Annotated in this window: 25 protein-coding genes; 10 read left to right on the top strand and 15 right to left on the bottom strand. The window is 69.7% G+C overall.

The features are described from left to right. Positions 1 to 77 precede the first annotated feature (77 nt). The 4 genes from FB475_RS09745 to FB475_RS09760 are packed head-to-tail and all read left to right on the top strand — an operon-like array spanning position 78 to position 5,761. Complete coding sequence (locus FB475_RS09745) at positions 78 to 1,055, top strand: hypothetical protein (protein ID WP_238332059.1); 978 nt, start codon at positions 78 to 80, stop codon at positions 1,053 to 1,055. After that, on the top strand, positions 1,052 to 3,409 hold the full coding sequence (locus FB475_RS09750; protein ID WP_141854576.1) for a serine/threonine-protein kinase: 2,358 nt from the start codon (positions 1,052 to 1,054) through the stop codon (positions 3,407 to 3,409). Before FB475_RS09745 ends, FB475_RS09750 begins: the two co-directional genes overlap by 4 nt. Continuing rightward, positions 3,394 to 4,470, top strand: coding sequence for a PP2C family protein-serine/threonine phosphatase (locus tag FB475_RS09755; RefSeq protein ID WP_141854578.1), 1,077 nt, complete (start codon positions 3,394 to 3,396; stop codon positions 4,468 to 4,470). Before FB475_RS09750 ends, FB475_RS09755 begins: the two co-directional genes overlap by 16 nt. A gap of 13 nt (positions 4,471 to 4,483) precedes the next feature. Beyond that, complete coding sequence (locus FB475_RS09760) at positions 4,484 to 5,761, top strand: vWA domain-containing protein (protein WP_141854580.1); 1,278 nt, start codon at positions 4,484 to 4,486, stop codon at positions 5,759 to 5,761. Positions 5,762 to 5,801: 40 nt separating this feature from the next. Here the strand turns inward: FB475_RS09760 and FB475_RS37490 are convergent, their stop codons facing one another. Next, positions 5,802 to 6,026, bottom strand: a complete 225-nt coding sequence (locus FB475_RS37490) for a hypothetical protein (RefSeq protein ID WP_238332060.1) — start codon at positions 6,024 to 6,026, stop codon at positions 5,802 to 5,804. Positions 6,027 to 6,126: 100 nt separating this feature from the next. Here FB475_RS37490 and FB475_RS37495 point away from each other — a divergent pair, with 100 nt between their 5' ends. Further along, on the top strand, positions 6,127 to 6,546 hold the full coding sequence (locus FB475_RS37495; RefSeq protein ID WP_238332061.1) for an FHA domain-containing protein: 420 nt from the start codon (positions 6,127 to 6,129) through the stop codon (positions 6,544 to 6,546). A gap of 36 nt (positions 6,547 to 6,582) precedes the next feature. On the opposite strand, the gene FB475_RS09770 is transcribed toward FB475_RS37495, so the two are convergent. The 3 genes from FB475_RS09770 to FB475_RS09780 are packed head-to-tail and all read right to left on the bottom strand — an operon-like array spanning position 6,583 to position 10,489. Then, positions 6,583 to 7,545 carry an NADP-dependent oxidoreductase gene (locus tag FB475_RS09770; RefSeq protein ID WP_141854584.1) on the bottom strand — a complete coding sequence of 321 codons (963 nt, stop codon included), beginning with the start codon at positions 7,543 to 7,545 and terminating at the stop codon, positions 6,583 to 6,585. A 10-nt stretch (positions 7,546 to 7,555) separates the two neighbouring features. Beyond that, positions 7,556 to 8,146: a Crp/Fnr family transcriptional regulator gene (locus FB475_RS09775; protein WP_185759163.1), complete on the bottom strand. Its 591-nt coding sequence runs from the start codon at positions 8,144 to 8,146 to the stop codon at positions 7,556 to 7,558. Positions 8,147 to 8,170: 24 nt separating this feature from the next. Beyond that, positions 8,171 to 10,489 carry a hypothetical protein gene (locus FB475_RS09780; protein WP_141854587.1) on the bottom strand — a complete coding sequence of 773 codons (2,319 nt, stop codon included), beginning with the start codon at positions 10,487 to 10,489 and terminating at the stop codon, positions 8,171 to 8,173. 108 nt (positions 10,490 to 10,597) lie between these two features. On the opposite strand from FB475_RS09780, the gene FB475_RS09785 reads away from it, so the two are divergent. After that, positions 10,598 to 11,122: a hypothetical protein gene (locus FB475_RS09785; RefSeq protein ID WP_141854589.1), complete on the top strand. Its 525-nt coding sequence runs from the start codon at positions 10,598 to 10,600 to the stop codon at positions 11,120 to 11,122. A gap of 4 nt (positions 11,123 to 11,126) precedes the next feature. Here FB475_RS09785 and FB475_RS09790 read toward each other — a convergent pair whose 3' ends face one another. Together FB475_RS09790 and FB475_RS09795 are read right to left on the bottom strand one after the other, a co-directional pair. Beyond that, a complete protein-coding gene (locus FB475_RS09790) occupies positions 11,127 to 11,582 on the bottom strand; it encodes a hypothetical protein (protein ID WP_141854591.1) in 456 nt (151 codons plus the stop codon). A gap of 73 nt (positions 11,583 to 11,655) precedes the next feature. Then, positions 11,656 to 12,585, bottom strand: a complete 930-nt coding sequence (locus FB475_RS09795) for a GNAT family N-acetyltransferase (protein WP_141854593.1) — start codon at positions 12,583 to 12,585, stop codon at positions 11,656 to 11,658. A 234-nt stretch (positions 12,586 to 12,819) separates the two neighbouring features. Here FB475_RS09795 and FB475_RS09800 point away from each other — a divergent pair, with 234 nt between their 5' ends. Then, complete coding sequence (locus FB475_RS09800) at positions 12,820 to 13,770, top strand: glycoside hydrolase family 6 protein (protein ID WP_141854595.1); 951 nt, start codon at positions 12,820 to 12,822, stop codon at positions 13,768 to 13,770. A gap of 127 nt (positions 13,771 to 13,897) precedes the next feature. Here FB475_RS09800 and groL read toward each other — a convergent pair whose 3' ends face one another. The 5 genes from groL to FB475_RS09825 form a co-directional block, all read right to left on the bottom strand. Then, positions 13,898 to 15,523 carry a chaperonin GroEL gene (gene groL, locus FB475_RS09805; protein WP_141854597.1) on the bottom strand — a complete coding sequence of 542 codons (1,626 nt, stop codon included), beginning with the start codon at positions 15,521 to 15,523 and terminating at the stop codon, positions 13,898 to 13,900. Positions 15,524 to 15,740: 217 nt separating this feature from the next. Next, positions 15,741 to 16,076, bottom strand: coding sequence for an MmcQ/YjbR family DNA-binding protein (locus tag FB475_RS09810; protein WP_141854599.1), 336 nt, complete (start codon positions 16,074 to 16,076; stop codon positions 15,741 to 15,743). A gap of 31 nt (positions 16,077 to 16,107) precedes the next feature. Beyond that, positions 16,108 to 16,950: a PASTA domain-containing protein gene (locus FB475_RS09815; protein ID WP_141854601.1), complete on the bottom strand. Its 843-nt coding sequence runs from the start codon at positions 16,948 to 16,950 to the stop codon at positions 16,108 to 16,110. After that, positions 16,947 to 17,438, bottom strand: coding sequence for a SigE family RNA polymerase sigma factor (locus FB475_RS09820; RefSeq protein WP_141854603.1), 492 nt, complete (start codon positions 17,436 to 17,438; stop codon positions 16,947 to 16,949). Before FB475_RS09820 ends, FB475_RS09815 begins: the two co-directional genes overlap by 4 nt. Before the next feature lie 55 nt (positions 17,439 to 17,493). Continuing rightward, positions 17,494 to 18,078 carry a hypothetical protein gene (locus tag FB475_RS09825; RefSeq protein ID WP_141854605.1) on the bottom strand — a complete coding sequence of 195 codons (585 nt, stop codon included), beginning with the start codon at positions 18,076 to 18,078 and terminating at the stop codon, positions 17,494 to 17,496. A 147-nt stretch (positions 18,079 to 18,225) separates the two neighbouring features. Here FB475_RS09825 and FB475_RS09830 point away from each other — a divergent pair, with 147 nt between their 5' ends. Beyond that, positions 18,226 to 18,561, top strand: a complete 336-nt coding sequence (locus FB475_RS09830) for a PspC domain-containing protein (protein ID WP_141854607.1) — start codon at positions 18,226 to 18,228, stop codon at positions 18,559 to 18,561. A gap of 68 nt (positions 18,562 to 18,629) precedes the next feature. Here FB475_RS09830 and FB475_RS36695 read toward each other — a convergent pair whose 3' ends face one another. Together FB475_RS36695 and FB475_RS36700 are read right to left on the bottom strand one after the other, a co-directional pair. Next, positions 18,630 to 19,595, bottom strand: coding sequence for a glycerophosphodiester phosphodiesterase (locus tag FB475_RS36695; protein WP_185759165.1), 966 nt, complete (start codon positions 19,593 to 19,595; stop codon positions 18,630 to 18,632). Positions 19,596 to 19,658: 63 nt separating this feature from the next. Then, complete coding sequence (locus FB475_RS36700) at positions 19,659 to 20,261, bottom strand: lysoplasmalogenase (RefSeq protein WP_185759167.1); 603 nt, start codon at positions 20,259 to 20,261, stop codon at positions 19,659 to 19,661. 87 nt (positions 20,262 to 20,348) lie between these two features. Here FB475_RS36700 and FB475_RS09840 point away from each other — a divergent pair, with 87 nt between their 5' ends. Both FB475_RS09840 and FB475_RS09845 read left to right on the top strand, forming a co-directional pair. Further along, positions 20,349 to 22,070, top strand: coding sequence for an ABC transporter ATP-binding protein (locus FB475_RS09840; protein WP_141854609.1), 1,722 nt, complete (start codon positions 20,349 to 20,351; stop codon positions 22,068 to 22,070). Then, positions 22,067 to 23,803 (top strand): ABC transporter ATP-binding protein, encoded by a 1,737-nt coding sequence (locus FB475_RS09845; RefSeq protein WP_141854611.1) that lies wholly within the window; start codon positions 22,067 to 22,069, stop codon positions 23,801 to 23,803. The genes FB475_RS09840 and FB475_RS09845 overlap by 4 nt, the downstream gene beginning before the upstream one ends. Positions 23,804 to 23,846: 43 nt before the next feature. Here the strand turns inward: FB475_RS09845 and FB475_RS09850 are convergent, their stop codons facing one another. Beyond that, positions 23,847 to 24,389, bottom strand: coding sequence for a 23S rRNA (adenine(2058)-N(6))-methyltransferase Erm(C) (locus FB475_RS09850; RefSeq protein ID WP_141854613.1), 543 nt, complete (start codon positions 24,387 to 24,389; stop codon positions 23,847 to 23,849). A 60-nt stretch (positions 24,390 to 24,449) separates the two neighbouring features. Beyond that, positions 24,450 to 25,589 (bottom strand): CapA family protein, encoded by a 1,140-nt coding sequence (locus FB475_RS09855; RefSeq protein ID WP_238332062.1) that lies wholly within the window; start codon positions 25,587 to 25,589, stop codon positions 24,450 to 24,452. Positions 25,590 to 25,633: the final 44 nt, after the last annotated feature.

A 25,633-nucleotide genomic window follows, 5' to 3' on the forward strand; every position in this document is an offset into this window, starting at 1 on the left:
TTTCGGCTGCCGAGTTGCTCTCCTTCCTGGGCGCGCTTGGGGAGTGGCGGGATCGGCGGAAGGCTGAGCTGGATGAGTTGGATCAGGCTGCGTTGCATTCCGCGGACGGGGATGCGCTGAGTCCTGATGTCGTGCTCAGCATGACGGTCTGGAAAGCTGTTTCGGATCGGTACGAGTTGATTCTCGTGACCTGGGACTCCGGGCGTGTGGGTCAGCAGGAGATCGAGCGGATCTCGACGTTGATCTGGGGCGGGCTGGACGCCGGCGGCGCCGGCGGTTCGCTCGCGGTTTCGTTGCCGGAGGCATGCAAGCTGTCGGATGCGCTGGCGTACAGTCTGCGGGCGAAGCTGGCGCTGGAGCCGGGCGACGCGGACCTCGCCGCGCGGTTGCGACAGCTGCGCGCGCAGGTGGAGCGGATCAGCGACCTGGTCAAACAGGAGCCCGCGAACACACGCAACGACGCCCTCGCCAAGCACCACGATCTCGACCGGCGCCTGATAGACCTTGCCGATCGCAACAAACGTGGCGCCGACATCGGCGGCCTGATCGGTCCGCTCGAAGCCGACGCCGCCAAGACCGAGCGCGACCTGATCGTCGGCGCCGCCACCCGCAAGGAACGGGCCGCCGACGTGGCCCGCGCCCGCACCCTGCGCAGTGAGCTCGAAGCGCAAGGTACGGCCGTCCGCGCCCTCGCGGACAAGGCCGTCAAGGCGGTCACCCCGGCCCCCCGCCTCGCCGTACCGGATGTGACCGCACTCGGCCCGGTGCCGAACACCCCGGTCGAGCTCTCGCAGTACCTGACCCGGCTGGACGCCGTACGGCGGGCGCTCGGGCAGGCGCAGGCGGCGTACGGCGCCGCGCTCGGCCGCCGCGACGAACTCGCGCAACTGCTCGACGCCTATCAGGTGAAGGCGGCAAGTGTTGCTGCAGGCAACGAAGATCTCGCCGAGCTGTACCGGCGCGGCCGAGCCGTGATCGACACCGAGCCGGTGGACCTGGCTCGCCTCGGTGCACTGGTAGCGGCCTACCAGGCCTACCTGGAAGGAACGAAATGACGACCTGCACCCAGCCGGGCTGCACCGGCTCGATCGTGGACGGGTACTGCGACATCTGCGGTTCCCCCGCCGCCCCGAATCAGGCCGCCACACCAGGCGCGTGCACCCAACCCGGATGCGCCGGTACGTACGTCGACGGCTACTGCGACGTCTGCGGCTCCCCCGCGCCCGACGGCACCAGCAGCCCGTCCGCCGTCACCGGCGCACCGCCGGTCGTCCACGAGCCCGACCCGATCAGCACGGTGTCGACGGTCTCCCGCGCCTCCAACCGGCTCGCCTCCACGCCGCTCGGCTCGGCCCGCGCCGCGCAGGCAGGTTCGAAGCTGACCCGCAAACTCGGTACGTCGTCCACCCGGCTGCGTGGCGCCCGCCTCGGCGCCGGCCTGACGAACGTCCCGTCGATCCCGGCGATCGACGCGAGCAAGGCGATCCTGGCGAACCCGATGGTCCCGGAGGACCGCCGGAACTGCCCGAGCTGCGGCAACCCGGTCGGCCGGTCGCGTAACGGCCAGCCGGGTCGCACCGAGGGCTTCTGCCCCAAGTGCCGCAGCCGGTTCTCGTTCGCGCCGAAACTGCAGGACGGCGACCTGGTCGGCGGGCAGTACCTCGTCCGCGGCTGTCTGGCGCACGGCGGTTTCGGCTGGATCTACCTGGCCCAGGACAAGAACGTCTCCGACCGCTGGGTCGTACTCAAGGGCCTGCTGAACTCGGAGGACCCGGACGCGGTCGCCGCGGCGATCGCGGAACAGCAGTTCCTGGCCCGTGTCGAGCACCCGCTGATCGTCGAGATCTACAACTTCGTCACGCACGACGGCGCCGGCTACATCGTGATGGAGTACGTCGGTGGTACGTCGCTGAAATCCCTGCTCAAGCAGCGGATGGCGGCGAACAACGGCCAGTACGACGCGCTCCCTATCGACCAGGCGATCGCGTACCTGCTGGAGATCCTGCCCGCGTTCTCGTACCTGCACGACCTCGGCCTGGTGTACTGCGACTTCAAGCCGGACAACATCATCCAGGTCGGTGACGCGGTGAAGCTGATCGACCTCGGCGGCGTCCGGCGGATCGACGACCTGGACTCGGCGATCTACGGCACGGTCGGCTTCCAGGCCCCCGAGGTCGCCGAGGTCGGCCCGTCGGTCGCGTCCGACATCTACACGCTCGGCCGGACGCTGTGCGTGCTCGCGATGGAGTTCCGCGGCTACCAGAGCCGGTACGTCGACTCGCTGCCGCCGGTCGGCGAGGTACCGCTGTTCCAGAAGTACGACTCGGTGTACCGCCTGCTGGCGAAGGCATGCGCGCAGGACCCGGCGGACCGTTTCCAGTCCGCGGACGAGTTCCGGGTGCAGCTGCTCGGCGTACTGCGTGAGGTCGTGGCGGACAAGCAGGGCGTGAAGGCGGCCCAGCACTCGGCGTCGTCACTGTTGTTCGGTTCACCGGGCGACAAGGCATCCGGTCTGGGCGACGCAGCCGCGCCCTGGCAGCAGCTGCCGTCGCTGGTGCCGGACGAGAGCGACAAGATGGCCGGCTGGCTGAAGACGGTCAGCGTGCCGGATCCGGCCAAGCGGCTGGAGCTGCTGGTCGACGCGCCCGAGCAGTCGGCGCAGACCTTGCTGGAGGTCTCCGAGGCCGCGCTCGAGGTGGGGCCGGAGCGTTACGACCTGGTCGACACCGCGGTGAACGACCTGCTCAGCGCCGACCCGTGGGAATGGCGGGCGGTCTGGATGTCAGGTCTGGTCGCGCTCGCTCGCGGTGACTTCCGCAACGCGCAGTCGGCGTTCAACGCGGTCTACGGCCAGGTACCGGGTGAGCTGGCCCCGAAACTCGCGCTGGCGATCGCCTGTGAGCACAGCGGCGAGTACGACGTTGCCGAGGGCCTCTACCTGACCTGTGCGCGCACCGACGCCAACTACATCGCCCCCTCCGCGTTCGGGCTGGCGAACATCCGGATCCAGCGCAACGACCTCGACGGAGCACTGAACGCGCTCGATCTGGTACCCCGGACCAGCGGCGAGTACGTGCGTGCTCGTCGCCAGCGGGCCGGACTCCTGGCAGGATCGGGGCGTGGCCTCCCCGCGCTCGCCGAGGCGATGAACAGCATCTCCACGCTGACCATCGACCCGGTGGACCGGGCCAACCTGGCCGCGAACGTGTTCCGGGCCGCGTTGACCGAGGTCCAGCAGACCGGTCCGCAGGAAGCTCTGCGGATCGACGGACGGGCAGCCACCGAGACCGCCCTGCGGGACGGGCTCGAGGCCACCTACCGGTTGCTGGCCGACCAGGCCACGACCCGGCCGGAACGGATCGCCCTGGTCGACCAGGCCAACGAGGTTCGAGGATGGACGCTGCGATGACGAGTACGACCGACACGGCCTGCCCCAACTGCGGCGGGCCGGTGGCCGCGAGCGATCGGTTCTGCGAGGCCTGCGGCACCGAGCTGCGACCGGCCGCCGCGGCGCCGGCCACACCTGCCTTGGACACCGACACCGAGCCAACCGTCGAGATCACGGCGGCCAGCACGCCCGACATCGAGTACGTCGGTCCCTGCGCCTCCTGTGGCGGCACCGTCGGTGCCGACGGGTACTGCGAGACCTGCGGTACGAAGGCCGCCAAGCCCCGGGACCACTTCGCCGAGCAGCCCGCTCCGTGGGTGGCCGGCGTGTGCGACCGCGGCCTGCGGCACAGCCGCAACGAGGACGCGATGGCGCTCGGCGCGGATGCCGAGCCGGGCAGCCGCGCGCTGCTCGTGGTCTGCGACGGCGTGAGCTCCTCGCTCGACTCCGACGTCGCCTCGCTGGCAGCTGCCCGGGCGGCGGTCGAGGTACTCGCGGCCGGTCACGCCCAAGGGCTCGGTACCGAGTCGTCCCGGGCCGGTGCGATCGCCGCGCGGCTCCGGGCGGCGGCCGACGCGGCGAGTGACGCCGTACTCGACAGCACCAGTCCGGACAGCCCGAACCCCGCGTCCTGCACCTTCGTCGCGGCGGTGCTGGAGCAGGGCCTGTTGGTCGCGGGCAACGTCGGGGACAGCCGTGCGTACTGGTTCCCGGACGCGGGCGAGCCGGTCGCGTTGACCACCGACGACTCGTGGGCCGCCGAACTGATCGCGAGCGGGGTGACGCGCGAAGAGGCCGAGTCCGGGCCGCACGCGCACGCGATCACCCGCTGGCTCGGCAAGGACGCGCCGGACCACACGCCGCGGACCACCACCCTGGAGGTCGCCGGGCCGGGCTGGCTGCTGGTCTGCTCCGACGGCCTGTGGAACTACTGCTCCGAGGCGGCACCGCTGGCCGACCTCGTACGTCAGACAGCTGCGGAGCACGCGGATGAGCCGAAGGCCACCGCCTCCGCCCTGGTCGACTGGGCCAACGCCCAGGGTGGCCAGGACAACATCACCGTCGCGCTCGCGCGTCTCTAGAGGGGAACCCGGAATGGCCGACTTCACCGCCACCGTCTACCAGAACGAGTTCCTGCCCGACGGCGGGACCGACGTCCACGCCATCGTCACCGTGACGTGTACCGGGGCCGGCGCCGCCGGGCAGAGCGGTAGCGGTGACGCGGGCGAGATCATCATCGTCGACACCTCCGGCTCGATGGGCCGCGACGGCGTCCAGGCGGCCGCGTACGCCGCGCAGACCGCGCTCGACCAGATCCTCGACGGGGTCTGGTTCGCGGTGATCTCCGGCAACGACCGCGCGCAGCTAGCGTTCCCGCCGTCCGCGGAACCGGTGATGGTCCGGATGGATCCGTACACCCGGCAGGCCGCGAAAGACGCCGTCTCCCGCTTCTACGCCGACGGCGGTACCGCGATGGGCACCTGGCTGCGGCTGGCATCGCGGGTGTTCGCGACCGTGCCGTCGCTCTCGCAGAAGCACGCGCTGCTGCTGACCGACGGCGAGAACCAGCACGAGACGCCGGAGGCCCTGACCCAGGCGATCCAGTCGGTCACGGGGCAGTTCCAGTGCGACGCCCGCGGCGTCGGCGTGGCCTGGCAGGTGGACGAGGTACGGCGGATCGCGCAGGCGCTGCTCGGTACCGTCGACATCATCCCGGCACCGGACCAGCTGGCCGCCGAGTTCGCGAAGATCATCCGGAACGCGATGAGCCGGGGTGTCGCGCAGGCCGATCTGCGGGTGTGGGCGCCGCAGGGTGCGGAGGTGCTGTTCGTCCGGCAGGTCGCGCCGACGGTCGAGGACCTGACGTCGCGCCGAACTGCGGTCAACCCGTTGACCGGGTCGTACCCGACCGGGTCGTGGGGTGACGAGTCCCGCGACTACCACGTGGCGATCCGGCTGGCCGCGAAGGCGATCGGGCAGGAGCAGCTGGCTGCGCGGGTACAGCTGGTGCTCGGCGACGACACGGTCGCGCAGGGTCTGGTGAAGGCGCTGTGGTCGGCCGACGACGCGCTCACCACGCGGATCAGCCCGGAGGTCGCGCACTACACCGGCCAGACCGAGCTGGCGCAGGCGATCCAGGACGGCCTGGCCGCGAAGGCCGCCGGCGACACGGCGACCGCGACGACCAAGCTCGGCCGCGCCGTGCAGCTCGCCGCCGCGACCGGCAACGAGGAGGCGACCACCCGGCTCCGGAAGGTTGTGGACATCGACGACCAGGAAACGGGTACGGTGCGGCTCAAGCGCACCGTCGAGAAAGCCGACGAGATGGCACTCGACACGGCCTCCACCAAGACGACCCGGGTACGCAAATGACCGTGAACTGTCCCAGCGGACACCCCTCCACCTCCACCGACTACTGCGACGTCTGCGGCCTGCCGATCGGCGCTGCCGCGACGCCCGCCGGCGCGGCACTGCCTACTCCCGCCGTTCCGGCTCCGGGGCCGGCGACGCCCGGCACTCCAGGCGGGCCGACGCCGGGCGCTCCGGACGCACCGATCCCTGGCCAGACGTGCCCGAACTGTTCAGAGCCGGCGTCAGCTGACGCGCTGTTCTGCGAGAGCTGCGGGTACGACTTCACCACGGGGACGATGCCGCGGCCTGGCTCTTCGCTGGACCTGCCTGGCACGGCCCCGGCTCCGCCGGTCCCGTCTGTCCCGTCTGGGCCGTCTGCGCCGGCGGTGACGGCCGAGTGGGTGGTGGAGCGGTGGGTCGACCCCGACTGGTACGCCGTACAGCAGAGTGACGACCCGTGCCCGTCGCCGGGGCTGCCGACCGTGATCCCGTTGGTGGAGAAGAGCCTGCTGATCGGCCGCCCGTCCCGCAGCCGTGGCATCTCTCCCGAAGTCGACTGCGGCGACGACACCGGTGTCAGCCGCCGCCAGGCCCAACTGACCACGGACGGCCAGCGCTGGTGGGTGGAGGACCTACAGTCCTCCAACGGCACGTACGTCGCCTCCGCCGCCGGCCCGCTCCCGGAAACCCCCATCATCCCCGGCCAACGCCAAGAACTGAACGCCGACGACCGCATCTACGTCGGCGCCTGGACCCGCCTGGTAGTCCGCCGAGCCACCCCAGAAGAACAATCCGGCCAAGCGTAGCCACCGCACCAGCTGCGGCTGGCGCCCGCGGGTGGGCTATGGGAGTAGGACGATCTTGCCTCGGACGCCGCCGGAGGCGAGGAGGTCGAGGGCCTGTTGCGCCTCGGTGAGGGGCAGGGTTTTGGCGACGGTGGCGGTGAGTTGACCGGCTTCGGCCGCCCGGCTGATGGCTGTCAGCCGGGCGCCGCTCGGCTCGGCGCGAACGAGCTGCGGCGTGATGCCCCGCTCCGGGGTGAACTGCCCACCCGGCACCCAGAACTCGGGTACGACGGTGACATAGGCGCCACCGTCCCGCACCGCCGCAAACGCCCGTCGCGCCCGCTCTCCACCCACAACATCCAACGCCGCATCCACCCACCCCACGCCACCACCCGCCCCAACCACAGGCCCACCGGGCCCGACCACGGGCACGCCCGCCTCGCCCACGGGGACGCCCGCGCCGCCCACGAGGCCGCCGGCTCCGACCACCGCGGCGTCGGGGGTGAGCACTGTGATGCCGGCGGCTTGGGCGAGTTGGGTGGTGAAGCGGCCGACTGCGCCGCGGGGGGCGTTCACGAGTAGGGATTGGCCTGGGTGTAGGTCGAGGAGCTCCAGGGCCTGGTGTGCGGTGAGGGCCGCGAGGGGAAGCGTGGCGGCTTCGGCCCAGTCGAGGTTCGCCGGCTTCGGCGCGACGTACGACGCCGGCAGCGTCACGTACTCGGCGTACGAGCCGACCTGCGTCCGCGAGTGACCAGTGCTCGCGATCACGGCCGCGCCACGCTCCCAGTCACCCGCCTCGACCACGCCGGCCACGTCGTACCCCGGTACCAGCGGCAGCCGGAGCTCGTCGTACCAGCGGTACCGCCCGGCCAGCATGCCTAGGTCGGCAGGGCTCACCGCCGTCGCCATCACCTTGATCAGGACCTCGCCGGCACCGGGTTCCCGCATCGGCAGGGTGTGCGGCCGCAGGGTCGCCCCGGCGCCCACCCGATCGGTTGCCATCGCACGCATCGTCGTCATGCTCAGGACGCTAGGCCGCCCTGGAGCCGCTGTCGTTGATCGAGATCAATCGCCGCCGGATCCGGCTGAGTGCCTCCGGCGTCACGCCGACATACGCGGCGATGTGCCGCTGGGTGAGCCGCGCCGCGAGCTCCCCGTGGTCGGCGACGAAGCGCTGGTAGCGGGTGCTCGCGTCGTCGAGCAGCAGCTCGCGTTGCCGCTGGTCGAGCCGCAGGTACAGCTCTTCGGTCAGCTTCGCGATCAGCTGCTGCCAGCCGGGGCTCTCGGCAACAAGTACGTCGTACGCCGGCCGCTCCGCAACCAGCACGTCGGAGGTCTCGAGCGCCTCGATCGCTATCCGCGAAGGCTCCTGGCGGAGCGCCGCGCTGTAGGCGCACACCAGCTCCCCCTCGGCACGAAACGCAAGGGTCCTCTCGTTCCCACCCTCGTCGGTACCGAACAACCGGAACAACCCACGCTCGACCAACGCCACCCGATTCGGCGGATCCCCCTGCCGCACGAACAACTCACCCCGCTCAACCCGCACCGCCCGAAACAGCCGCCGCCCCCGCTCCGCCTCAGCCGCAGACAACTCCCCCACAAACCGCTCGAACTCGGACACCCACCCATTGTCCATCGAGCCGTCTCAACGGCTGAGCGGGTTGCTGGTGCGGGACACCCCGGTCGACGGCCGTGCTGCGGTCGCCGGCGCCGCCTGGACGATGTTCGTCACCCGCTGCCGGTGATCCGCGATCGCCGACCCCTGGATCGCCGTACTCATGAAGCCGACGGCGACGTTCCCGCTCTCCGGCGGTGCCTCCTGCAGGTCGATAGCGACCAACTGCCGCACCTGCGCCGGCGTGAACACCTCGGGAAGCACCCGCGACGCCGCACCGATCACCTGGGCCCGGTGCTGTACGCCGTCCTTGGCGAACGTCAGCTGATAGCCGAGGTACTGCCGGTCGGCGTTCATCAGCATCGCGCCCTTGGTGGAGTCGGCCCAGCGCGCCAGCGGCTCCAGCGCCCGCGGCATCCGGGCCGGACGGCCGGTGCAGGCCACGTACGCGTCGCCCTCGAGCGGCCGGCCGTCGGCGGTCCGCAGTTCCTGTCCGCGACCGTCGAGCATCCGGAACGTCGTCCGCCCGTCGGCACCGGTCGTCGTGCCGATGCCGCCCAGCCGAGCGCCCGCGACGGTGACCAGCCGCCCGGTCGCGGTCGGGTTCACGGCACGGTCGTGTTCCTCCAGGAACGGCGCGTACAGCGCGGTGTTCTGGAGCACCATCGGCGTCGCACCGCCGACCATGATCACGTTCGCGTCCGGGTTCCCGTCGAGGATGATCGCGGCGCTGGCGAATCCTGATCCACCGCGACCGGCGACCAGCCAGGTCTGGGCGGCACGTGGATCCGCGCTGCCGTTGCTGACCTCGTCCCCGAAGACAGCCCGCCCCGGCGCCTGCTGCCGCGCGGCGTCCCAGTCCGCGGTCGCCTGCAGCGTCCGGATCGCCTCGGCCAGCTCGGGCTGCGAATCGCTCAGCCCTTCTCGGCGCAGCGTCTCCAGGACGAGGGCCGCCGTACCGGGCTCTTCGGCCACCGGATACAGCTGGGTGAGCTGGTCGCGTAACTCGCCCGCGCGGCCCGATCCGATCGCGCCGAGATGATCGCCGATCACGTCGAGCGCGGCCGGTACGGTCTGCACGCCCCGCGAGACGCCGGGCACCCGTTCAGACGGCAGCCCGGTCGCGATCAACGGTGCTCCGTCGACGTCGACCCGCAGCGGCGCCGTACCGTCCGACGGCCGGATCTCGCCGATCAACCGGCCCGACGTCGCGACGCTCAGCTGCACCCGCCCGTTGACCACCGGACCGCGGACCGCGGCGGTGTCCTCCATGTAGTGCAGTGCGGCCAACGGAAAACGCTCCCGCGGGCGGGCGAACTCGTACGGATCACCGAGACCGCTTTCGTGCAGGTGCCGCATCTGATCGGTCGACTGGACGAGCGCCCGTAGCGGATCGACGTGCCACCGCTGCCGGTCGTCGACGAGCACCGCACCTTCGGGTCGTGCCGTCAGCGCTGCACCACCACCGATCATCAATCGGACCCGCGGAGTCATGCCCGCACGCAACGACTGCATGGTCAGCGCACTCAACCGCTCGCGCTCGAGCCGGGCCTTCTCGACGAGCTGCTGGAGGTCCTGCCGCTCGGTCACCTGGAGCTGCGGCGAGGGCAACGTGCGGGCCTGGGTCGCCACCGCTTCCCGGTGCCGCGCCAGCGCCTCCTGATCGGCCGGCTGCAGTTCCTCGATCGGCCGGCCGAGCTCGGCCAGCCAGCGCGCGCCCGGTGTGCTCAGCAACGGTTCTACGGCGAGCCGGCGATAGGCGCAGGCGTCTTCCTCGCCCGCCGTACCGCCGCGAACGCGTAGTCCGCAGTCATCGACACCGGCCGAGAAGGCGTCCCGCGCCGCAGCGCGCCGGGCCGGGTCCACGGCCGGGTCCGCGCCCTGCCGGGCATGCCAGTCGAGGGCCGCGATCCTGATCAGGTCGTTGTCGCCGAACTCCGCCGCCCGCGGGTCACCCCGGTCCCCGGCCCGGGCCGGGTCGAGCAGTTGCGTCCGTACCGGCGGCAGGTCCAGCTCGGCCCGCCGCCGTACCGCGGACAGCTCCGCAGCCGATGCCGACAGCAACGGTCCGATCTCGTCGTCACGCAGCCGGTCGGACAGCTGGACGACGTGGTTGTCGGTGCTCGTGTTGACGTGTACCCGGACCTGCCGGCCACCGGTCAGCGCCGCGGCGTCCAGCCGTACCGTGATCTGCCGGCCACTGGGGTCCGCCGAGGTGAAGTACTCCCGGCCGCTGTCCGCGTCGCGGTGCAGTTGCGGATCGGCCAGCGGACCGGCGAGCCGGAGCCCGTTCACGACCTGCGGCCACAACAGCTGAGCTTGTGCCCTGACCCGTGCCGCGTCAGGCACCCGGCGATCGTCCGTGTCCAGCCCTCTCGACCTCCTCCGACGGTGTCTCGCCGAGGCAGCCTACTGCGGCACCCGGTTCAGAACCGGCGCCCACGTACACTCGCTCACGTGTTAGCTGCCCGTTCTCTTCAGGAAGCCAGGCTGTACGTCGATCTGCGCCCGTGCGACTGCGGTACGACGAGTCCGTTCGACCCGGAGTTCAGTGTCGAAGAGGTCGACGGGCAGTCGGTCGTGGTCTACAGCGGTACCTGCCCCAACTGTGGTACCGAGCGGCGGTTCGAGTTCGCCGGTGTGCCGGACGGCGACGGGTTCGGTGCCGGAACGTCGAGCATCATCGACCCGGGCGAGTTCCTCTGGGTGAGCGACGCTGCGACCGATCAGGCGCTGTCCGCCGCGACCGGACCGGATCCGGCGGATCGGCAGGCGGCGCAGGCGGCGTTCGAGACCGCGCTGGCGGCGTTGGACGAAGTGCTGAAGTTCGTGCCGGCCGGTGCGACCGAGGTGCCCGCGGAGGTCATCCGCTCCGAGCTCGGCCGGACCGTGTACGACGCGAACCCGGATCGCTTCCAGATCGAGCGGTTGGAACAGCGCCGCGCGATGATCACGGACGCACAGCAGCGCGTCAGCGTCTGACCTTTCACCCTTCGGGTTGGGGGTGGTGGGTCCAGTGGGGGGCTGGGTGTACGCACAGCCATTCGATCAGGGGCAGGCCTACTACTACCGGGATTGCCCAGGTCCAGGGGGTTTCGGGGAGGGTGGTGATGGCGATGGCGGTCCAGAGTGCGACCCAGCCGCCGCCGTAGCCGCGGAGTACGCCGCGGTACCAGAGGCCGCCGGGGGACTCGGCGGCACGTTGGCCGAAGTACACGAACAGGTACGACGCGATCGTGATCGGCCAGAGATACCACAGGCCGGCCCAGTCGTACGGGACGAGTACGAGCGCGGTCAGGCAGACCAGCGCGATCGCCCAGTGGTAAACCTCGCCGGCCCAGTTCAGCCCGCGGCGGCGCAAGGTGCGCACGATCGCCAACGGGCCGAACGGGACGGCGAGCAGCCCCGCGACAACCTGCAGGATCGAGGCGATGTCACGCATCGCACTCCCCGAGCCTCCCTGACATGTCAGGGAGCATAGGGATTCACGTCCTGCACGTCACGAGCTCGCGCCGTTAGTTCTCCGGGAACGAGAGGACGCGGCGGACCGCGAAGTTCCGGTACCCGAGGCGCTCGAAACTCTTCGCCATCGGGACGTTGCCGAAGTCGGTGTCGGCGCGGATGTGTTCGGCGCCGGTCTCGGCGAGCAGGTGGGTGATCTCCGCGAGCAGGTCGTCGCTCAGCCCGCGACCGCGATGCTCCGGTACGACGCCGAGGTACCCGACGACCGGGCCGGCCGCGTTCGCCGTCGGCAGCGCGAACCCGACGCATTGATCCCCGTCGTACGCCAGCCGCCACAGCCCGCGGTCGCCCGGCATCGACTTGTAGATCGCGAGCTCTTCCCGCGCCGCTCCCTCCACACCGAGCCGCGCGATCTCCCGTGCCGTCCCAGCGTCCAGGCTGCCCTGGCTGACCCGCAGGAACACATCGACGAACGCCTCGTCGTCGGCCGGCTCGAACCGCAGCCGGGTGGAGCGCGGCGGCAGGCCGTACTCCGGCCTCCACTCGTACCGCAGCCGATCGGTGACGGTGGTCATCCCGACCGCGGCCGCCGCCCGCACCCGTGGCTCGAGTGCCGCGACCACTTCCGGCCGGTCCTCCCAGTCGCTGTCCAGGAAGAAGTGGTACTCCGGCGGCTCCTGGCCGTCCGGGCGGGTCGCGACGGCCTGCTTCAGCAGCTCGGTCCAGGTCGGTACCGGGTCGTCGTCGCCGACGTAGTACAGGCCGTCGATGCTGTACGGGTGCTGCTCACCCGGCATGCCCCACCAGATCGCCAGCGCCCGGATCACGCCGTTCTCCTCGGCGACCCAGGTCCAGTCGTGCTTGTAGTAGCCGGCGGCAACGTATTCGCGGTACCGGTCGGCGGTGACGGTGTTCACGGACTTCTGCTCGATCAGAGCAAGGATGGTGTCGAGGTCGGCCTCGACGGTGGTGCGGATGGTCACGAAATCCTCCAGCAGGAGGCGCGGGCTCCGCTCAGTGCGAGCTGTGCGAGCGGATCGGACGCGCCGGGAAACAAGTCAGTGTGTTCATCGGTCGCTCCTTCCGCTCCGGGATCTCTCTCGCCGGGCAAGACAGTAGAGGTCCGACCGGGTCATCGTCCAGCCAGTTTCGGCTGTGGATGGAACAGCTGACGGTAGTGTGGTCGGTACGTTGAGTGATCGGGAGGACTGTTCGCGATGCCGACTCTGCGTCCGCTGGCCGCCGGACTGTTGCTGACTGCCGCACTGCTCGTGTTCGGCCGGCCCGAGTCGGGGCTGGCCGAAGCGACCGGCGACCCGCTACGGCTCACCAACGGGTTGTACGTCGATCCGTCCTCGGACGCAGCGGCCTATGTACGCCGGCATCCCGAGGACACCGCGCTCGCGTCGAAGATCGCCGCGCAGCCGTCGGCGCGTTGGGTCGGCGCGTGGAGCGGCGACGTACAGGCGGACGTCACGGCGTACACGAGCGCGGCCGCGAAGGAGGGCAAGCTGCCGGTGCTGGTGACGGACAACCTGCCAGGACGGCAGTGCGGGATCGGTGGCGGGGCCGCGTCGGATGCGGCGTACCGGGCCTGGATCTCCGCAGTGTCGGCGGGGATCGGGACGCGGCCGGCGGTGGTGGTGCTGGAGCCGGACGCGCTGGCGCGGCTCGACTGCTATCCGGCCTCGGAGTGGGACGGGCGGATCGCGATGCTCAAGTACGCGGTCGGCGTGCTCGCGGGAAAGAACCCGAACACGTGGACTTATCTGGACGCGGGGAATGTGACGTCGGGTGACGCGAAGGAGATCGCGCGGCGGTTGCGGCTCGCCGACGTGGGAAAGGTTCGCGGGTTCGCGGTTAATACCGCCAACTACTTCACCACTGACCAGTCGGTTGCTCGCGGCAACGAGATTCTGACCGCGCTGGGCGGCGGCGCGCACTACGTGATCGACACCGCCCGCAACGGCAACGGCTCCGACGGCAGCTCCTGCAACCCACCCGCCCGCAAACTGGGCACCCAACCCGCGGTAGCCACCGCCCCGGTAGACCTCAACCTCTGGCTCCGCACCCCCGGCGAATCCGACGGCCCCTGCGGCCTGACCCCCACCCTCCCCACCAGAGCCTTCTCGCCCCTCCTGGCCCATCACCTCATCACCGGCACCTGATCCACCCCGCCGCCGAAGCCGCGCCACTCCCCGCCGACCCGCGCCGGGCACCGGCGACAACAGCAAAGGTCCCGGGCGTTTGCCCGGGACCTTTGGGTTACTGCTTTTGTGCTGTCGGACTACTGGATCAGAAGTCCATGCCGCCCATGTCGGGCGCGCCGCCCGGAGCGGCCGCGGCCTTCTCCGGCTTGTCGGCGATGACGGCCTCGGTGGTGAGGAACAGGGCCGCGATGGACGCCGCGTTCTGCAGCGCCGAGCGCGTCACCTTGGCCGGGTCGATGATGCCGGTCTTGATCAGGTCGACGTACTCACCGGTCGCGGCGTTGAGGCCCCAGCCCGGCTCGAGGTTGCGGACCTTCTCCACCACGACGCCGCCCTCGAGGCCGGCGTTCACGGCGATCTGCTTCAGCGGGGCCTCGACGGCGTGGCGCACGATCTGCGCACCGGTCGCCTCGTCACCCTCGAGCTCCAGCTTCTCGAACGCCGCGACCGACGCCTGCAGCAGCGCGACGCCACCGCCGGCGACGATGCCCTCCTCGACGGCCGCCTTCGCGTTCCGAACGGCGTCCTCGATGCGGTGCTTGCGCTCCTTCAGCTCGACCTCGGTGGCCGCGCCGACCTTGATCACCGCAACGCCACCGGCCAGCTTGGCCAGCCGCTCCTGCAGCTTCTCGCGGTCGTAGTCGGAGTCCGACTTCTCGATCTCGGCGCGGATCTGGTTCACCCGGCCGGTGATCTGGTCGGCGTCGCCCGAGCCCTCGACGATGGTCGTCTCGTCCTTGGTGACGACGATCTTACGGGCCTGGCCGAGCAGCTCCAGGTCGACGGTGTCGAGCTTGAGGCCGACCTCCTCGGAGATCACCTCGCCACCGGTCAGGATGGCGATGTCACCGAGCATGGCCTTGCGGCGGTCACCGAAGCCCGGCGCCTTGACGGCGACGGCCTTGAAGGTGCCCTTGATCTTGTTGACGACCAGGGTGGCCAGGGCCTCGCCCTCGACGTCCTCGGCGATGATCGCCAGCGGCTTGCCGGTCTGCATGACCTTCTCCAGCACCGGGACCAGGTCCTTGATGCTGCCGATCTTGCTGTTGACGACCAGGATGTACGGGTCGTCGAGGACGGCCTCCATCCGCTCGGTGTCGGTCACGAAGTACGGCGAGATGTAACCCTTGTCGAAGCGCATACCCTCGGTGAGCTCGAGCTCGAGGCCGAAGGTGTTGCTCTCCTCGACGGTGATGACGCCTTCCTTGCCGACCTTGTCCATCGCCTCGGCGATGATCTGGCCGACCTGGGTGTCGGCAGCCGAGATGGACGCGGTCGACGCGATCTGCTCGCGGGTCTCGACGTCCTTGGCCAGCTTGAGCAGCTGCTCGCTGACCGCCTCGGTCGCCTTCTCGATGCCCTTCTTCAGGCCCATCGGGTTGGCGCCGGCCGCGACGTTGCGCAGACCCTCGCGGACGAGAGCCTGAGCCAGCACGGTCGCGGTGGTGGTGCCGTCACCCGCGACGTCGTCGGTCTTCTTGGCAACTTCCTTGACGAGCTCGGCCCCGATCTTCTCGTACGGGTCCTCGAGCTCGATTTCCTTGGCGATGGAGACACCGTCGTTGGTGATCGTGGGTGCGCCCCACTTCTTCTCCAGTACGACGTTGCGGCCCTTCGGGCCGAGCGTCACCTTGACGGCGTCGGCGAGGGTGTTCATTCCCCGCTCGAGGCCGCGGCGCGCCTCTTCATCGAAAGCAATCAGCTTGGGCATTCTCCGCGAGTCCTCCCGCGTCGAGTCTTGTGTGCAGCCGGCTCCGATGCCCGCGACGGACGGCACCGGCCACGCGACGCTCATGTCCCGCCGCTGCCCGGTCCCTCATCGAGGCCGTCTTTCCTACTCACCCGTCCGAGCGCGAGTCTTATCACTCTCGCCCTTGGAGTGCTAACCAAGTATTAGCACTCGCCCCCAGCGAGTGCAAGCCAGCCCCTCAGTTGTCCAGCTGGGCGACCAGGTACTTCGGCGCGGTCAGGCGCCACGCCTCCGTGATCAGCTCGCCGAGCTCCTCCTCGTCCGCCAGCTCCAGGTGGATCCGCACCCAGGCGAATCGGCCACCTTCCCAGGACGGCTCGTAGACCTCCGGGTTCTCCGCGACCAGCGCCTCCTGCTCCTCGCGCAGCGCCTTCAGATGCATCCAGCTCTGGTCCTCGGACAGATACGCGAAGCTCTTGTTCCGCACCTTGAACACCGGCTGCCCGGCCCACCCCTCGTGCTCCTCCGCGCCCGGCAACCCCGCCATCACCTTCACCACCGCCTGCGCATCCATACCGGCACGCTAAGCGGCCCCACCGACAATTTCAGGGCTTCACGAAGTACGTGACGGTCACCGTCGCTCCGGGTGCCAACATCGTTCCCGAGCCGGGCGAAACCGTCTGAATCGTCCCGGTCGAGTAGTTGGGCGACTTGATCGCCCGTCGCACCGGTTTCAGCCCCAGACGGGTGAGCTGGGCAGCGTAGGCGTCGGCCGACAGCGGCCTGCCCTCGCTGTCATAGGTACGGAAGAGCGGTACGGCGACCCGGTCCGGCACCAGCACGATCCGGTCCAGGATGCGATCGACCCCGTCGGCGCTTGTGGATGACTGAGCCCAGAACCACACGTTCCGGGACGGGATCCACACCGCCCCCGAGCACACCTGCACGTGGTTCCAGCTGTCGTCGTTGCAGGTCGTGCGCTGTCGCTGGGCCGGTACGCCGTCGATCTCGAGCGTCTCGTCGGCGTGGAAGGGGAACATCCGCGGCACCCCCCGCCCGAGCTGCACGCTCTCGACCCCGGCTGGACGCGGCATCGCACAGAGGTTGATCACTCCTATGTCAATGAGGACGGTGTCGGCAGTGGGCGTCGCACAGCTGAACTGGTTCGTCCCCCAGGTCGTGGGCACGGCGATCGCCGCGTGGCCGATACCTACCAGGCGGGTGGCGATCGGAGGGGACGTCACGGCCGGCGTGGCACCTCGGTCGTGGTTCAAGGTCAAGGCCGTACCGACGATCGCGGTCACCATCGCTGCGGCGCTCAACGCCGACCAGGCGACAGCGCGGCGCCGGCGGCGTCTGGTGGCTCCGGTCCGGAGGGCCTCGAGCGGGGGTGGGCCCACGGGGGTGCGGGCGGCGGTGCGTTCGAGGAGGTCGTTCAGGTTGGTCATCGGGGTTCTCGCAGTTCTGCCAGGTGTGGGTCCTGGGAGAGGGACTTCACGGCGCGGGACAGGCGGCTCTTGACGGTGCCGGTGGCTACTCCCAGGACAGTTGCCATCTGCTGTTCGGTCAGGTGCGCGTAGTACCGCAGTACGACGGCTGTGCGCTGGTCGCCGGGCAGTCTGTCCAGTGCGCGCATCACGGCGTCGGTGTCGTCGACTTCCGTGGTCCGGTCGGTGCCCGTGGTCTCCGGTAGCGCCGCCGACGGCAGCTCCCCGTGCCAGCGGCGCCTGCGGGACGAGCGGAAGCAGTTGACCAGTACGCGGTGCACGTACGCGTCCCGGTCCTCGGCCACGCGCACCCGGTTCCACTTGAGCAGACAGCGCTCCAGCGTGGTCTGTACGAGGTCTTCAGCTTCGGACGGCGTACAACCGAGCAGCACCGCCGACCGGACCAAGGTGGCCCAGCGAGCGGTCACATACTCGGTGAACTCGTCCACATCCCCTCCTCACCCGTACAGACAGGGTGGCGGGCCGCCGAGGTTCCCGACAGTTCTACCTGTTGACCGTGAGCGTCAGGGCGTTTCCGGGGGTCAGCATGATGTCGGGCCGTGGGTTGGGTACGTCGACGTGGTCCGGCAGGACGGTGATCCGCGTGAGGATCTGATCCACCGCGCCGGCGCTTCCGGACGACGAGGCGCGGAACCAGACGTTCAGCGACGGCAGTCCTACCGCACCCCAGCACACGTTGTCGTCCGAGCAACTGGTCCAGGTCCGCTCTGCCCGTACTCCGTTCAAGGAGAACGTGTCGTCGACACGGAAGTCGACCGGTGGGGTAGTCGTGAGCTCGACTTTGCTCAGACCCTTCGGACGAGGCCGGCCGCAGTCGTCGATCAGGACGGCGTCGCGGCGCGGTACGCCGCAGCGGCTGATGTTCGTGCCCCACACCTTCGGTACGGCGATCGCCGCGTGCCCGTAGCCGACCAGCCGCATCGCGGCCGGGGCGGGGTCGGGGCCGGGCAGGGGTCCGGTCCCTGATCCACCGCCGGTCGCAAGCGCGTTGGTCACGCCGATCACGGCCAGCACGGTTGCCACCACAGCGGCCGTCACCAGGCGGTCGCGGAGCTTCGCTCGGTCCATGGCTCTCGCACTTCCTCGACCCTTACAGTCTGGGCGTTGCGGACGCCTGCGACCACCTGTGGCCACGAAAGTCGTCAGGGGCCGCTCAGGGGTCGGTCGGTACCGATCCTGATGTGCGCGGGGGTGCCTGGACGGGACAGTGGAGCCATGACGAACTCCAACGCACCGTTCCAGAACCTGTCCGGCAAGACCCTGCGGCGCTCCTCGAACCAGCGGATGCTCTCCGGTGTCTCCGGCGGCATCGCCGAGTACCTGAACGTCGACGTGACCCTGGTCCGTCTCGGCTGGGTCGGCCTCACGCTGATCACCGGTGGCGCCGCGCTGATCGGCTACGCGGTCGCCTGGATCGTGATCCCCGAGTCCGACGGCAAGGCCGTCTGGCAGAACGTCCAGCAGTCCGTGAACCAGCACCAGGACACCACCGAGCAGGACATCGCCTCCCGCATCTACGACGACACCAACAACAAGCCCCCGGCGGCGTGAGCATGACTGCGCCCGCAGGAGGCGCAGTACCCCAAGCGGGGTGACCGCAGGCAGCGGTTGCCCCGCTGCTACACGTTCAGAGCCGGCTTCCGCAGCGCGGCGACCGCCTGGTCCGGGTGATCGGCGAAGACGCCCTGCAGGCCGAGGGAGGCGAACCGGGTCAGCTCGGTCGCGAAGTCGGTCGCGGTGGGTAGGAAGCGGCGCTCCGCACGGAACGTCCACACCTGAACCCCCAGCCCGGCACGGTGCGCGTGGTCGACCAGACGGGTCGGTTCGCCCAGACGGCCGTCCGCAGTACGCGGTACGACGAGATCCTTGTGCGGCGCCAGTACCTGTGCGTACGTCGCGATCTCCCGGAGCCCCCGTGGCTCCATGAGGTCGGCGTACGTCCGCCCGTCCCCCGTCCGCAAGAAGTCGTTCGGTGCGCTGTCGGCATCGATCAGCTGCACCAGCGGGACCTGTGCCATCACGGACAGCCGCCGCAGGCTCGTCGGCTCGAAGGACTGGACCATGATCTCGTCCGGCCGTAGCCGCAGCGCCAGGATCCGCTCCGTGAGCAGCTCCTCCAGCGGCAGCCCGAGGCGCCGGAAGTACGCAGGGTGCTTGATCTCCGGGATCACCCCGATCGGCCGGCCGAGCCGGGCCGACTCACGCCGTGCCAACGCGACCACGTCGTCGAACGTGGGGATCTCCTCGAGCCCGTCGTACGCCGTGTTGCTCGCCCGGAGTGCAGGCATCCGCTCACGTGCCCGCAGCGTACGTAGCTCGGCGTACGTGAAGTCCTCGACGAACCAGCCCGTTACCGCGGTGCCGTCGACGATCTTGGTGATCTTGCGGTCCGCGAAGACCGGATGGTCCGCGACGTCCGTCGTACCGGAGATCTCGTTCTCGTGCCGGCAGACCAGCACTCCGTCGAGCGTGGCAACCAGGTCCGGCTCCAGGTAGTCGGCTCCCTGAAGCGCGGCCAGCCGGTAGGCCGCCGGTGTGTGTTCCGGGCGGTAGCCACTCGCTCCCCGATGCGCGATCACCAACATGCTTCCAGGACAGGGGCCGGACATTGCCCAACGGGAACCCGTTGCCCAACGCAAGGTGAAGGTCTACCGTCTGTCACCACGCAGCAGGCTGCTGGCGAGCAGGTACTGCGCTATGCAGTACGTCGCCATCACCAGGTAGTCGCGCCCTGCGAAGCCATGCCCTGCCAAACCCGCGCCGATCAGCCCGTCCGAGATCAAGAACAACGCGCCGCCCAGTCCTGGACGCCACCCGTTCCAAGCGCTCGTAACAGCCGTCGCAGTGACCAGCAACGAGTAGAGCGCCACGGGGAACCGAATGTCGCCCAGACCGGACCACAGCAGCACCAGTGCTCCCAGCCAGACCACCGCGTACACCGCTACGACCAGGAGCGACCTCCTACGAGCACGGTGTACGAACAGCATCAGGTAACAGACATGCGCTACACCAAACGCAGCCATGCCCGGCAGGAGCTGGTCCACCTGGAGCAGGAAGTCTCCGGCCAGAGAAGCGACCAGTGCGACCAGCAGCGTCGTGGGACCGCGGTTCAGCCGGACCCACACCGCCAGCACCGGCATCAGCAGCACCTTGGTGATCAGCTGCGACCACGTCTCGCCGATCGCGATTGTGACCAGGTGCACCACGGTCAGTACGCCGTACGCGAGCAGCCAGGCCCGTCCCTTGTTCATGCCGTAGATGGTGCCGGTCCGGAGGGTCCACAGGTGCGAGTAATTCGCATGCGAACTGTCCGAGCGGGGACCTAGCCTGAGGAGGCCATGAGACAACTGCCCCTCGCCGATCCCGGCCTCCCGAATCACCGCTCGCCGGTCCGCTACCTGTGGTGGGTCGCCCGCGGGCAGTCCCGCACGCTCGCCGGCGGGATGGCGTTCGGCATCCTCTGGATGGCCGCACAGGCGTTCATCCCGGCGATCCTCGGGCGCGCGATCGACGAGGGCATCGCCGCGCAGGACGGCGAGCGGTTGCTGCGCTGGACGGCGCTGCTGTTCGTGGTCGGTGTCGTGCAGGCGACGGCGGGCATCATGAGGCACCGGTTCGCGGTCACCAACTGGCTGACTGCCGCATACCGGACGGTCCAGGTGGTGACTCGGAAGTCCGCCGACCTCGGCGCCACGCTGCCGAAGCAGCTCGCCACCGGCGAGGTGGTCAGCATCGGCGCCGGCGACCTGTCGTACATCGGCAACCTGATGGAGATCTCGGCCCGGTTCGCCGGGGCGATCGTCGCGTTCTTCGTGGTCGCGGTGATCCTGCTCTCGTCCTCGACCGTGCTCGGCCTCGTCGTGCTGATCGGCGTACCGGTGATGCTGTTCGCGCTCGGCCCGATGCTGCGGCCGTTGCACAAGCGGCAGTCCGCCCAGCGTGAGGCGGTCGGCGAGCTGAACTCGCTGGGTTCCGACATCGTCGCCGGTCTGCGGGTGCTCCGCGGTATCGGCGGTGAGGAGTCGTTCTCCCAGCGGTACCGCAGCGAGTCGCAGCAGGTCAGGAAGGCCGGTGTGCGAGTCGCAGGCATCCAGTCGGTGCTGGATGCGGCCCAGGTGCTGCTGCCGGGCATCTTCGTCGTCCTGGTCGTCGGACTGGGCGCACACTTCGCGCTGCACGGTGACCTGAGCGCGGGCTCGCTGGTCGCGTTCTACGGGTACGCGACGTTCCTCGTGCTGCCCCTGCGGACGGCGACCGAGTTCGCGAACCAGTTGATGCGCGGTCTCGTTGCCGCCGGGCGTGTGATCCGGGTGCTGAAGCTGGAGCCGGACGTGACCGACCCGGAGACGCCGGTGCGGCTGCCGGACCACGGCGACCTGGTCGACCCCGTCTCCGGCGTCCGTGCCCGGGACGGTCTGCTCACCGCGATCGTCTCCGCTGAGCCGGACAGCTACGGGACGCTGGCTGATCGCCTAGGCCGGTACGACAACGACAGCGAGGTGCGGTACGGCGGCGTGACGCTGGCGAGCGCTACCCGAGCAGACGTCCGGGAGCGGATCCTGGTGAGTGACACCGGCGCCCAGCTGTTCACCGGCGTACTGCGCACGGAGCTGGACCCAGCAGGTCGTCGTACGGACGACGAGCTGATGGCTGCCATCCGTACCGCGTCGGCCGAGGACGTGCTGGTCGCACTGCCGGACGGCCTGGACTCCGAGGTGGAGGAGAAGGGGCGCTCGTTCTCCGGTGGTCAGCGGCAGCGGCTCGTGCTGGTCCGGGCGCTGCTCGCGGACCCGTCCGTGCTCGTCCTGGTCGAGCCGACCTCGGCCGTGGACGCCCATACCGAGGCGCGGATCGCGGACCGGTTGCGCGCGCACCGGGCCGGCCGGAGCACCGTCGTACTGACCGCCAGCCCGCTGCTGCTCGACCGTGTCGACGAGGTGATCTTCGTCGCCGCCGGCCGGGTCGTTGCCACCGGCAAACACCGCGAGCTGCTCGAGTCCACCCCGGCGTACCGCCGGACCGTCACCCGCCAGACCGAAGCAGAGGAGGCCCTGCGATGAGGCAGATCCTGCCCGTGGCCGGGCCGGCCGAGATCCGGCGGCACGCCAGGCGCCTCGCACGGCGGCACCCGCGGACCCTACTGGTGGCGCTGTTGCTGCACGGGCTCGCGGCGGTCTCGGGACTCGCGGCGCCGCGGTTGATCGGCAATCTGGTTCAGGACGTCCAGCACGGCACGACCGCCGCCAAGGTGAACGTGGTGATCGCCGTGATCGCAGGGTTCATCGTGGCGCAGTCACTGCTCACCCGCTGGGCGCGGTACAAGTCGTTCGCGCTCGGCGAGCAGGTGCTGGCCGAGCTGCGCGAGGAGTTCGTCGACAACGCGCTGGCGCTGCCGATCGGCACGGTCGAGCGGGCGGGTACCGGTGACCTGTTGTCGCGGACCTCGCGGGACGTGGACACGTTGTCGCGGACCGTGCGGTTCGCCGTACCGGAGACGATCATCGCGTTCGTGACCGTGGTGTTCACCGCGGTCGCGACCGTGCTGGTCGGCGTGTGGGTGCTCGTGCCGTTGGTCGCGATGGTGCCGCTGCTGTGGTTGAGCACCAAGTGGTACTTGCGGCGCGCCAAGGACGGGTACCTGCGGGAGAATGCGGCGTACGCGCAGATGACCAGCTCGCTCGCGGAGACGGTCGAGGGCGCCCGGACGGTCGAGGCGCTGCGGCGGTTCGACGACCGGGTGCGGCGTGGTGACGACGACATCCGTGGTTCGTACAACGCCGAGCGGTACACGCTGTTCCTGCGGACCGTGTACTTCCCGGCGGCTGAGCTCGGGTATCTCGTACCGGTCGTGGGCACGCTGCTGTTCGGCGGCTGGCTGCACTTGAACGGGCACGCCTCGCTGGGGGCGGTCACGGCCGCCGTGCTGTACGTGAACCAGCTGATCGATCCGGTCGACCGGCTGCTGTCCTGGCTGGACGAGTTGCAGTCGGGCGGTGCGGCGTTCGCCCGGCTGCTCGGGATCAGCGACGTACCCGACGACCGGACGCCGTCGGGGCGGGAGCCTTCCGGTGAGCTCGTCGAGGCGCGGGACGTGCGGTTCTCGTACGTCGACGGGCGCGATGTGCTGCACGGCGTCGACCTGACGATCCAGCCGGGCGAACGGATCGCGATGGTCGGGCCATCCGGTGCGGGCAAGTCCACGCTGGGCCGGCTGGTCGCGGGTATTCATCCGCCGCGCACCGGGTCGGTGACGGTCGGCGGTGTGGGCATGACCGATCTCCCGTTGGACGAGCTGCGGAAGCAGGTCGCGCTGGTGACGCAGGAACACCACGTCTTCGTTGGGACGCTGCGCGACAACCTGTCGATGGCGCGTCCTTCGGCGACTGACACCGAACTGTTGGATGCGCTGGGTGCAGTCGATGCGCGTGAGTGGGCTGAGGCTTTGCCGGACGGGCTCGACACCCGTGTGGGCTCGGGGCAGCTGTCGCTGACGCCTGCGCAGGCGCAACAGCTGGCTTTGGCGCGGCTGGTGCTGGCTGATCCGCACACACTCGTCTTGGACGAGGCGACATCGCTGATCGACCCGCGGGCGGCCAGACACATGGAGCGCTCACTGGCCGCCGTACTCGAAGGCCGCACGGTGATTGCCATCGCCCACCGCCTCTACACTGCCCACGACGCAGACCGAGTCGCCGTAGTAGAAGACGGCCGCATCACCGAACTAGGCAGCCACGACGAACTAGTAGCCCGCCAAGGCTCCTACGCCGCCCTCTGGAACTCCTGGCACGGCTAACTCCTCCCTCCGCCCCCGAGCGGAGCGAGGGGGCGGGGTGCTTTTAGCGTTTTCGTAGGACTAGGACTGCGGAATCTACGTGGGGTGGTGGGGTGAACGCCTTGCGCGGAAGACGAAGGCCGAGGGTTGGGGTGTAGTGGCGCATCCACCGGTTCGCACCTGGTGCTTCACCGCGGACCCACCGGTTCGCCACCTGACGCTGCAACACCAGATCGGCCGACACCAAGCGAGAGCCCTGTGCCAGCAGGCGTTTCAGCAACAGCGTGGAGATGTTGTACGGCGGACTCGACACCACCCGGAACGGCCGCGACGGCAACCTGAGGTCACCGGCATCGGCCCGGACGACCGTCACCGGCGCGTCCGCGAACCGCCGGCGCAACCGGTCGGCCCGCCCCGGATGGAGTTCGACCGCGACCACCTGAGCGCCGGCCCGGACGAGCGGTGCGGTCAGCGCACCGAGTCCGGCCCCGACGTCGAGGACGAGTTCGCCGGGCGTGATCCCGGCCGCGTCCACGACCCGTTCGGCCCAACGACTATCGAGCGGATGCCATCCCCAGGCACCCCGCGCCTGCCCGGAGGCGGGCACGACGGACCATCACGAAGTACGTAATCATGCGACGACCCTAGAGCCGCCCGCGCCTCCGGCTCAAAGCATTTTCGGCGCGGACCCCAGCGCGGTAACAGTTTCCGTCGTACGACGCTGCGCCAGCTCGAGCCGCTGACGCCGAGCGGTGTCCTTCGCGAGCTCACGCCGTACATCGAGAACCCGCACCGGCAGATCGTCGGTCATCAACAGCGGCGCGTACTCCGCCTCGGTCGTCCATCCGCCGCCGCCGTTCCGGGTGAACGTGAACCGCGTCAGCAGCCCCTCGGCCTTGGTGGTGTTCGGTTCCCGATGCGCCGCGACCAGATTCCCGTGCCCGTACGCGATCCACTTCCCGTCGATCTGCTGCATCGGCTGCACCACGTGCGCGTGATGCCCGATCACCAGGTCGATGTTGCTGTTGGCAAGCAATTCCGGACCGACCTCGCGCTGTTGGTCGTTCAGCTTGTTCGAGTACTCCGTACCCCAATGACAACTGACGATCACCAGGTCGGCGCCGCGATCGCGGGCGTCCTGCGCCTTCAGCTGGATCGACTTCGTGCTGATCTTCGCGGCACGCCAGGTCTCACCGTTCGGGTACGGCAGCCCGTTGAACCCGAACGTGAAGCTCAACGACGCGACCTTCACGCCGTTGACGTTCACGATCGTGATCCCCTCGGCCTCGGACCGCGTCCGCGCCGTACCGGCGTGCGCGAGGCCGACCTTGTCGAGCGCGTCGAGCGTCCGGTCCACACCCGCCGCGCCACCATCGAAACTGTGGTTGCTGGCGGTGGTGCACAGGTCGTACCCGGTCTGCTTGAGGGCGGTGGCGATCTGCGGCGGTCCCTGGAAGAGGGGGTAGCCGTGGTACGGACCGCCGAGTTCGGCGAGCGGCGTCTCGAGGTGCGCGATCGCCAGATCCGCCTTCTGGACAAGGGGTTTCACGCTCGCCATCAGCGGCGCGAAGTCCCACTGCCCGTCGTCGCCGTCGCGTCTCGCGCTGGTCCACAGACGTTCGTGCAGCAGTACGTCGCCGGTCGCGACCACGGTGATCCGGTCGGTCTGCTTGTCCTGCTTCGGTTCCGCGCCCTTCGACGGCCGGTCGGTCGTCTCGGCGAACGTGTCGGCCAGACAACCGGTCGTCGCCAGCGCCGCGGCTCCGGCGAGCATTCCCCCGAGTACTGCGCGTCGTCGTACAGCCATTCCCCAGCCCCCTTTGTCGTCGTTGAAGACGCCCAGTTCGCGAG

It is taken from the genome of Kribbella jejuensis (genome assembly GCF_006715085.1).
Taxonomy (GTDB): Bacteria; Actinomycetota; Actinomycetes; order Propionibacteriales; family Kribbellaceae; genus Kribbella; species Kribbella jejuensis.

Excerpts from the sequence above, each read along its gene's own strand:
- FB475_RS09750 (WP_141854576.1), top strand. The coding sequence starts at position 1,052 with ATGACGACCTGCACCCAGCCGGGCTGCACCGGCTCGATCGTGGACGGG.
- FB475_RS09755 (WP_141854578.1), top strand. The coding sequence starts at position 3,394 with ATGGACGCTGCGATGACGAGTACGACCGACACGGCCTGCCCCAACTGC.
- FB475_RS09760 (WP_141854580.1), top strand. The coding sequence starts at position 4,484 with ATGGCCGACTTCACCGCCACCGTCTACCAGAACGAGTTCCTGCCCGAC.
- FB475_RS09770 (WP_141854584.1), bottom strand. The coding sequence starts at position 7,545 with ATGACGACGATGCGTGCGATGGCAACCGATCGGGTGGGCGCCGGGGCG.
- FB475_RS09790 (WP_141854591.1), bottom strand. The coding sequence starts at position 11,582 with ATGCGTGACATCGCCTCGATCCTGCAGGTTGTCGCGGGGCTGCTCGCC.
- FB475_RS09800 (WP_141854595.1), top strand. The coding sequence starts at position 12,820 with ATGCCGACTCTGCGTCCGCTGGCCGCCGGACTGTTGCTGACTGCCGCA.
- groL (WP_141854597.1), bottom strand. The coding sequence starts at position 15,523 with ATGCCCAAGCTGATTGCTTTCGATGAAGAGGCGCGCCGCGGCCTCGAG.
- FB475_RS09810 (WP_141854599.1), bottom strand. The coding sequence starts at position 16,076 with ATGGATGCGCAGGCGGTGGTGAAGGTGATGGCGGGGTTGCCGGGCGCG.
- FB475_RS09815 (WP_141854601.1), bottom strand. The coding sequence starts at position 16,950 with ATGACCAACCTGAACGACCTCCTCGAACGCACCGCCGCCCGCACCCCC.
- FB475_RS09825 (WP_141854605.1), bottom strand. The coding sequence starts at position 18,078 with ATGGACCGAGCGAAGCTCCGCGACCGCCTGGTGACGGCCGCTGTGGTG.
- FB475_RS09830 (WP_141854607.1), top strand. The coding sequence starts at position 18,226 with ATGACGAACTCCAACGCACCGTTCCAGAACCTGTCCGGCAAGACCCTG.
- FB475_RS36695 (WP_185759165.1), bottom strand. The coding sequence starts at position 19,595 with ATGTTGGTGATCGCGCATCGGGGAGCGAGTGGCTACCGCCCGGAACAC.
- FB475_RS36700 (WP_185759167.1), bottom strand. The coding sequence starts at position 20,261 with ATGAACAAGGGACGGGCCTGGCTGCTCGCGTACGGCGTACTGACCGTG.
- FB475_RS09840 (WP_141854609.1), top strand. The coding sequence starts at position 20,349 with ATGAGACAACTGCCCCTCGCCGATCCCGGCCTCCCGAATCACCGCTCG.
- FB475_RS09845 (WP_141854611.1), top strand. The coding sequence starts at position 22,067 with ATGAGGCAGATCCTGCCCGTGGCCGGGCCGGCCGAGATCCGGCGGCAC.
- FB475_RS09855 (WP_238332062.1), bottom strand. The coding sequence starts at position 25,589 with ATGGCTGTACGACGACGCGCAGTACTCGGGGGAATGCTCGCCGGAGCC.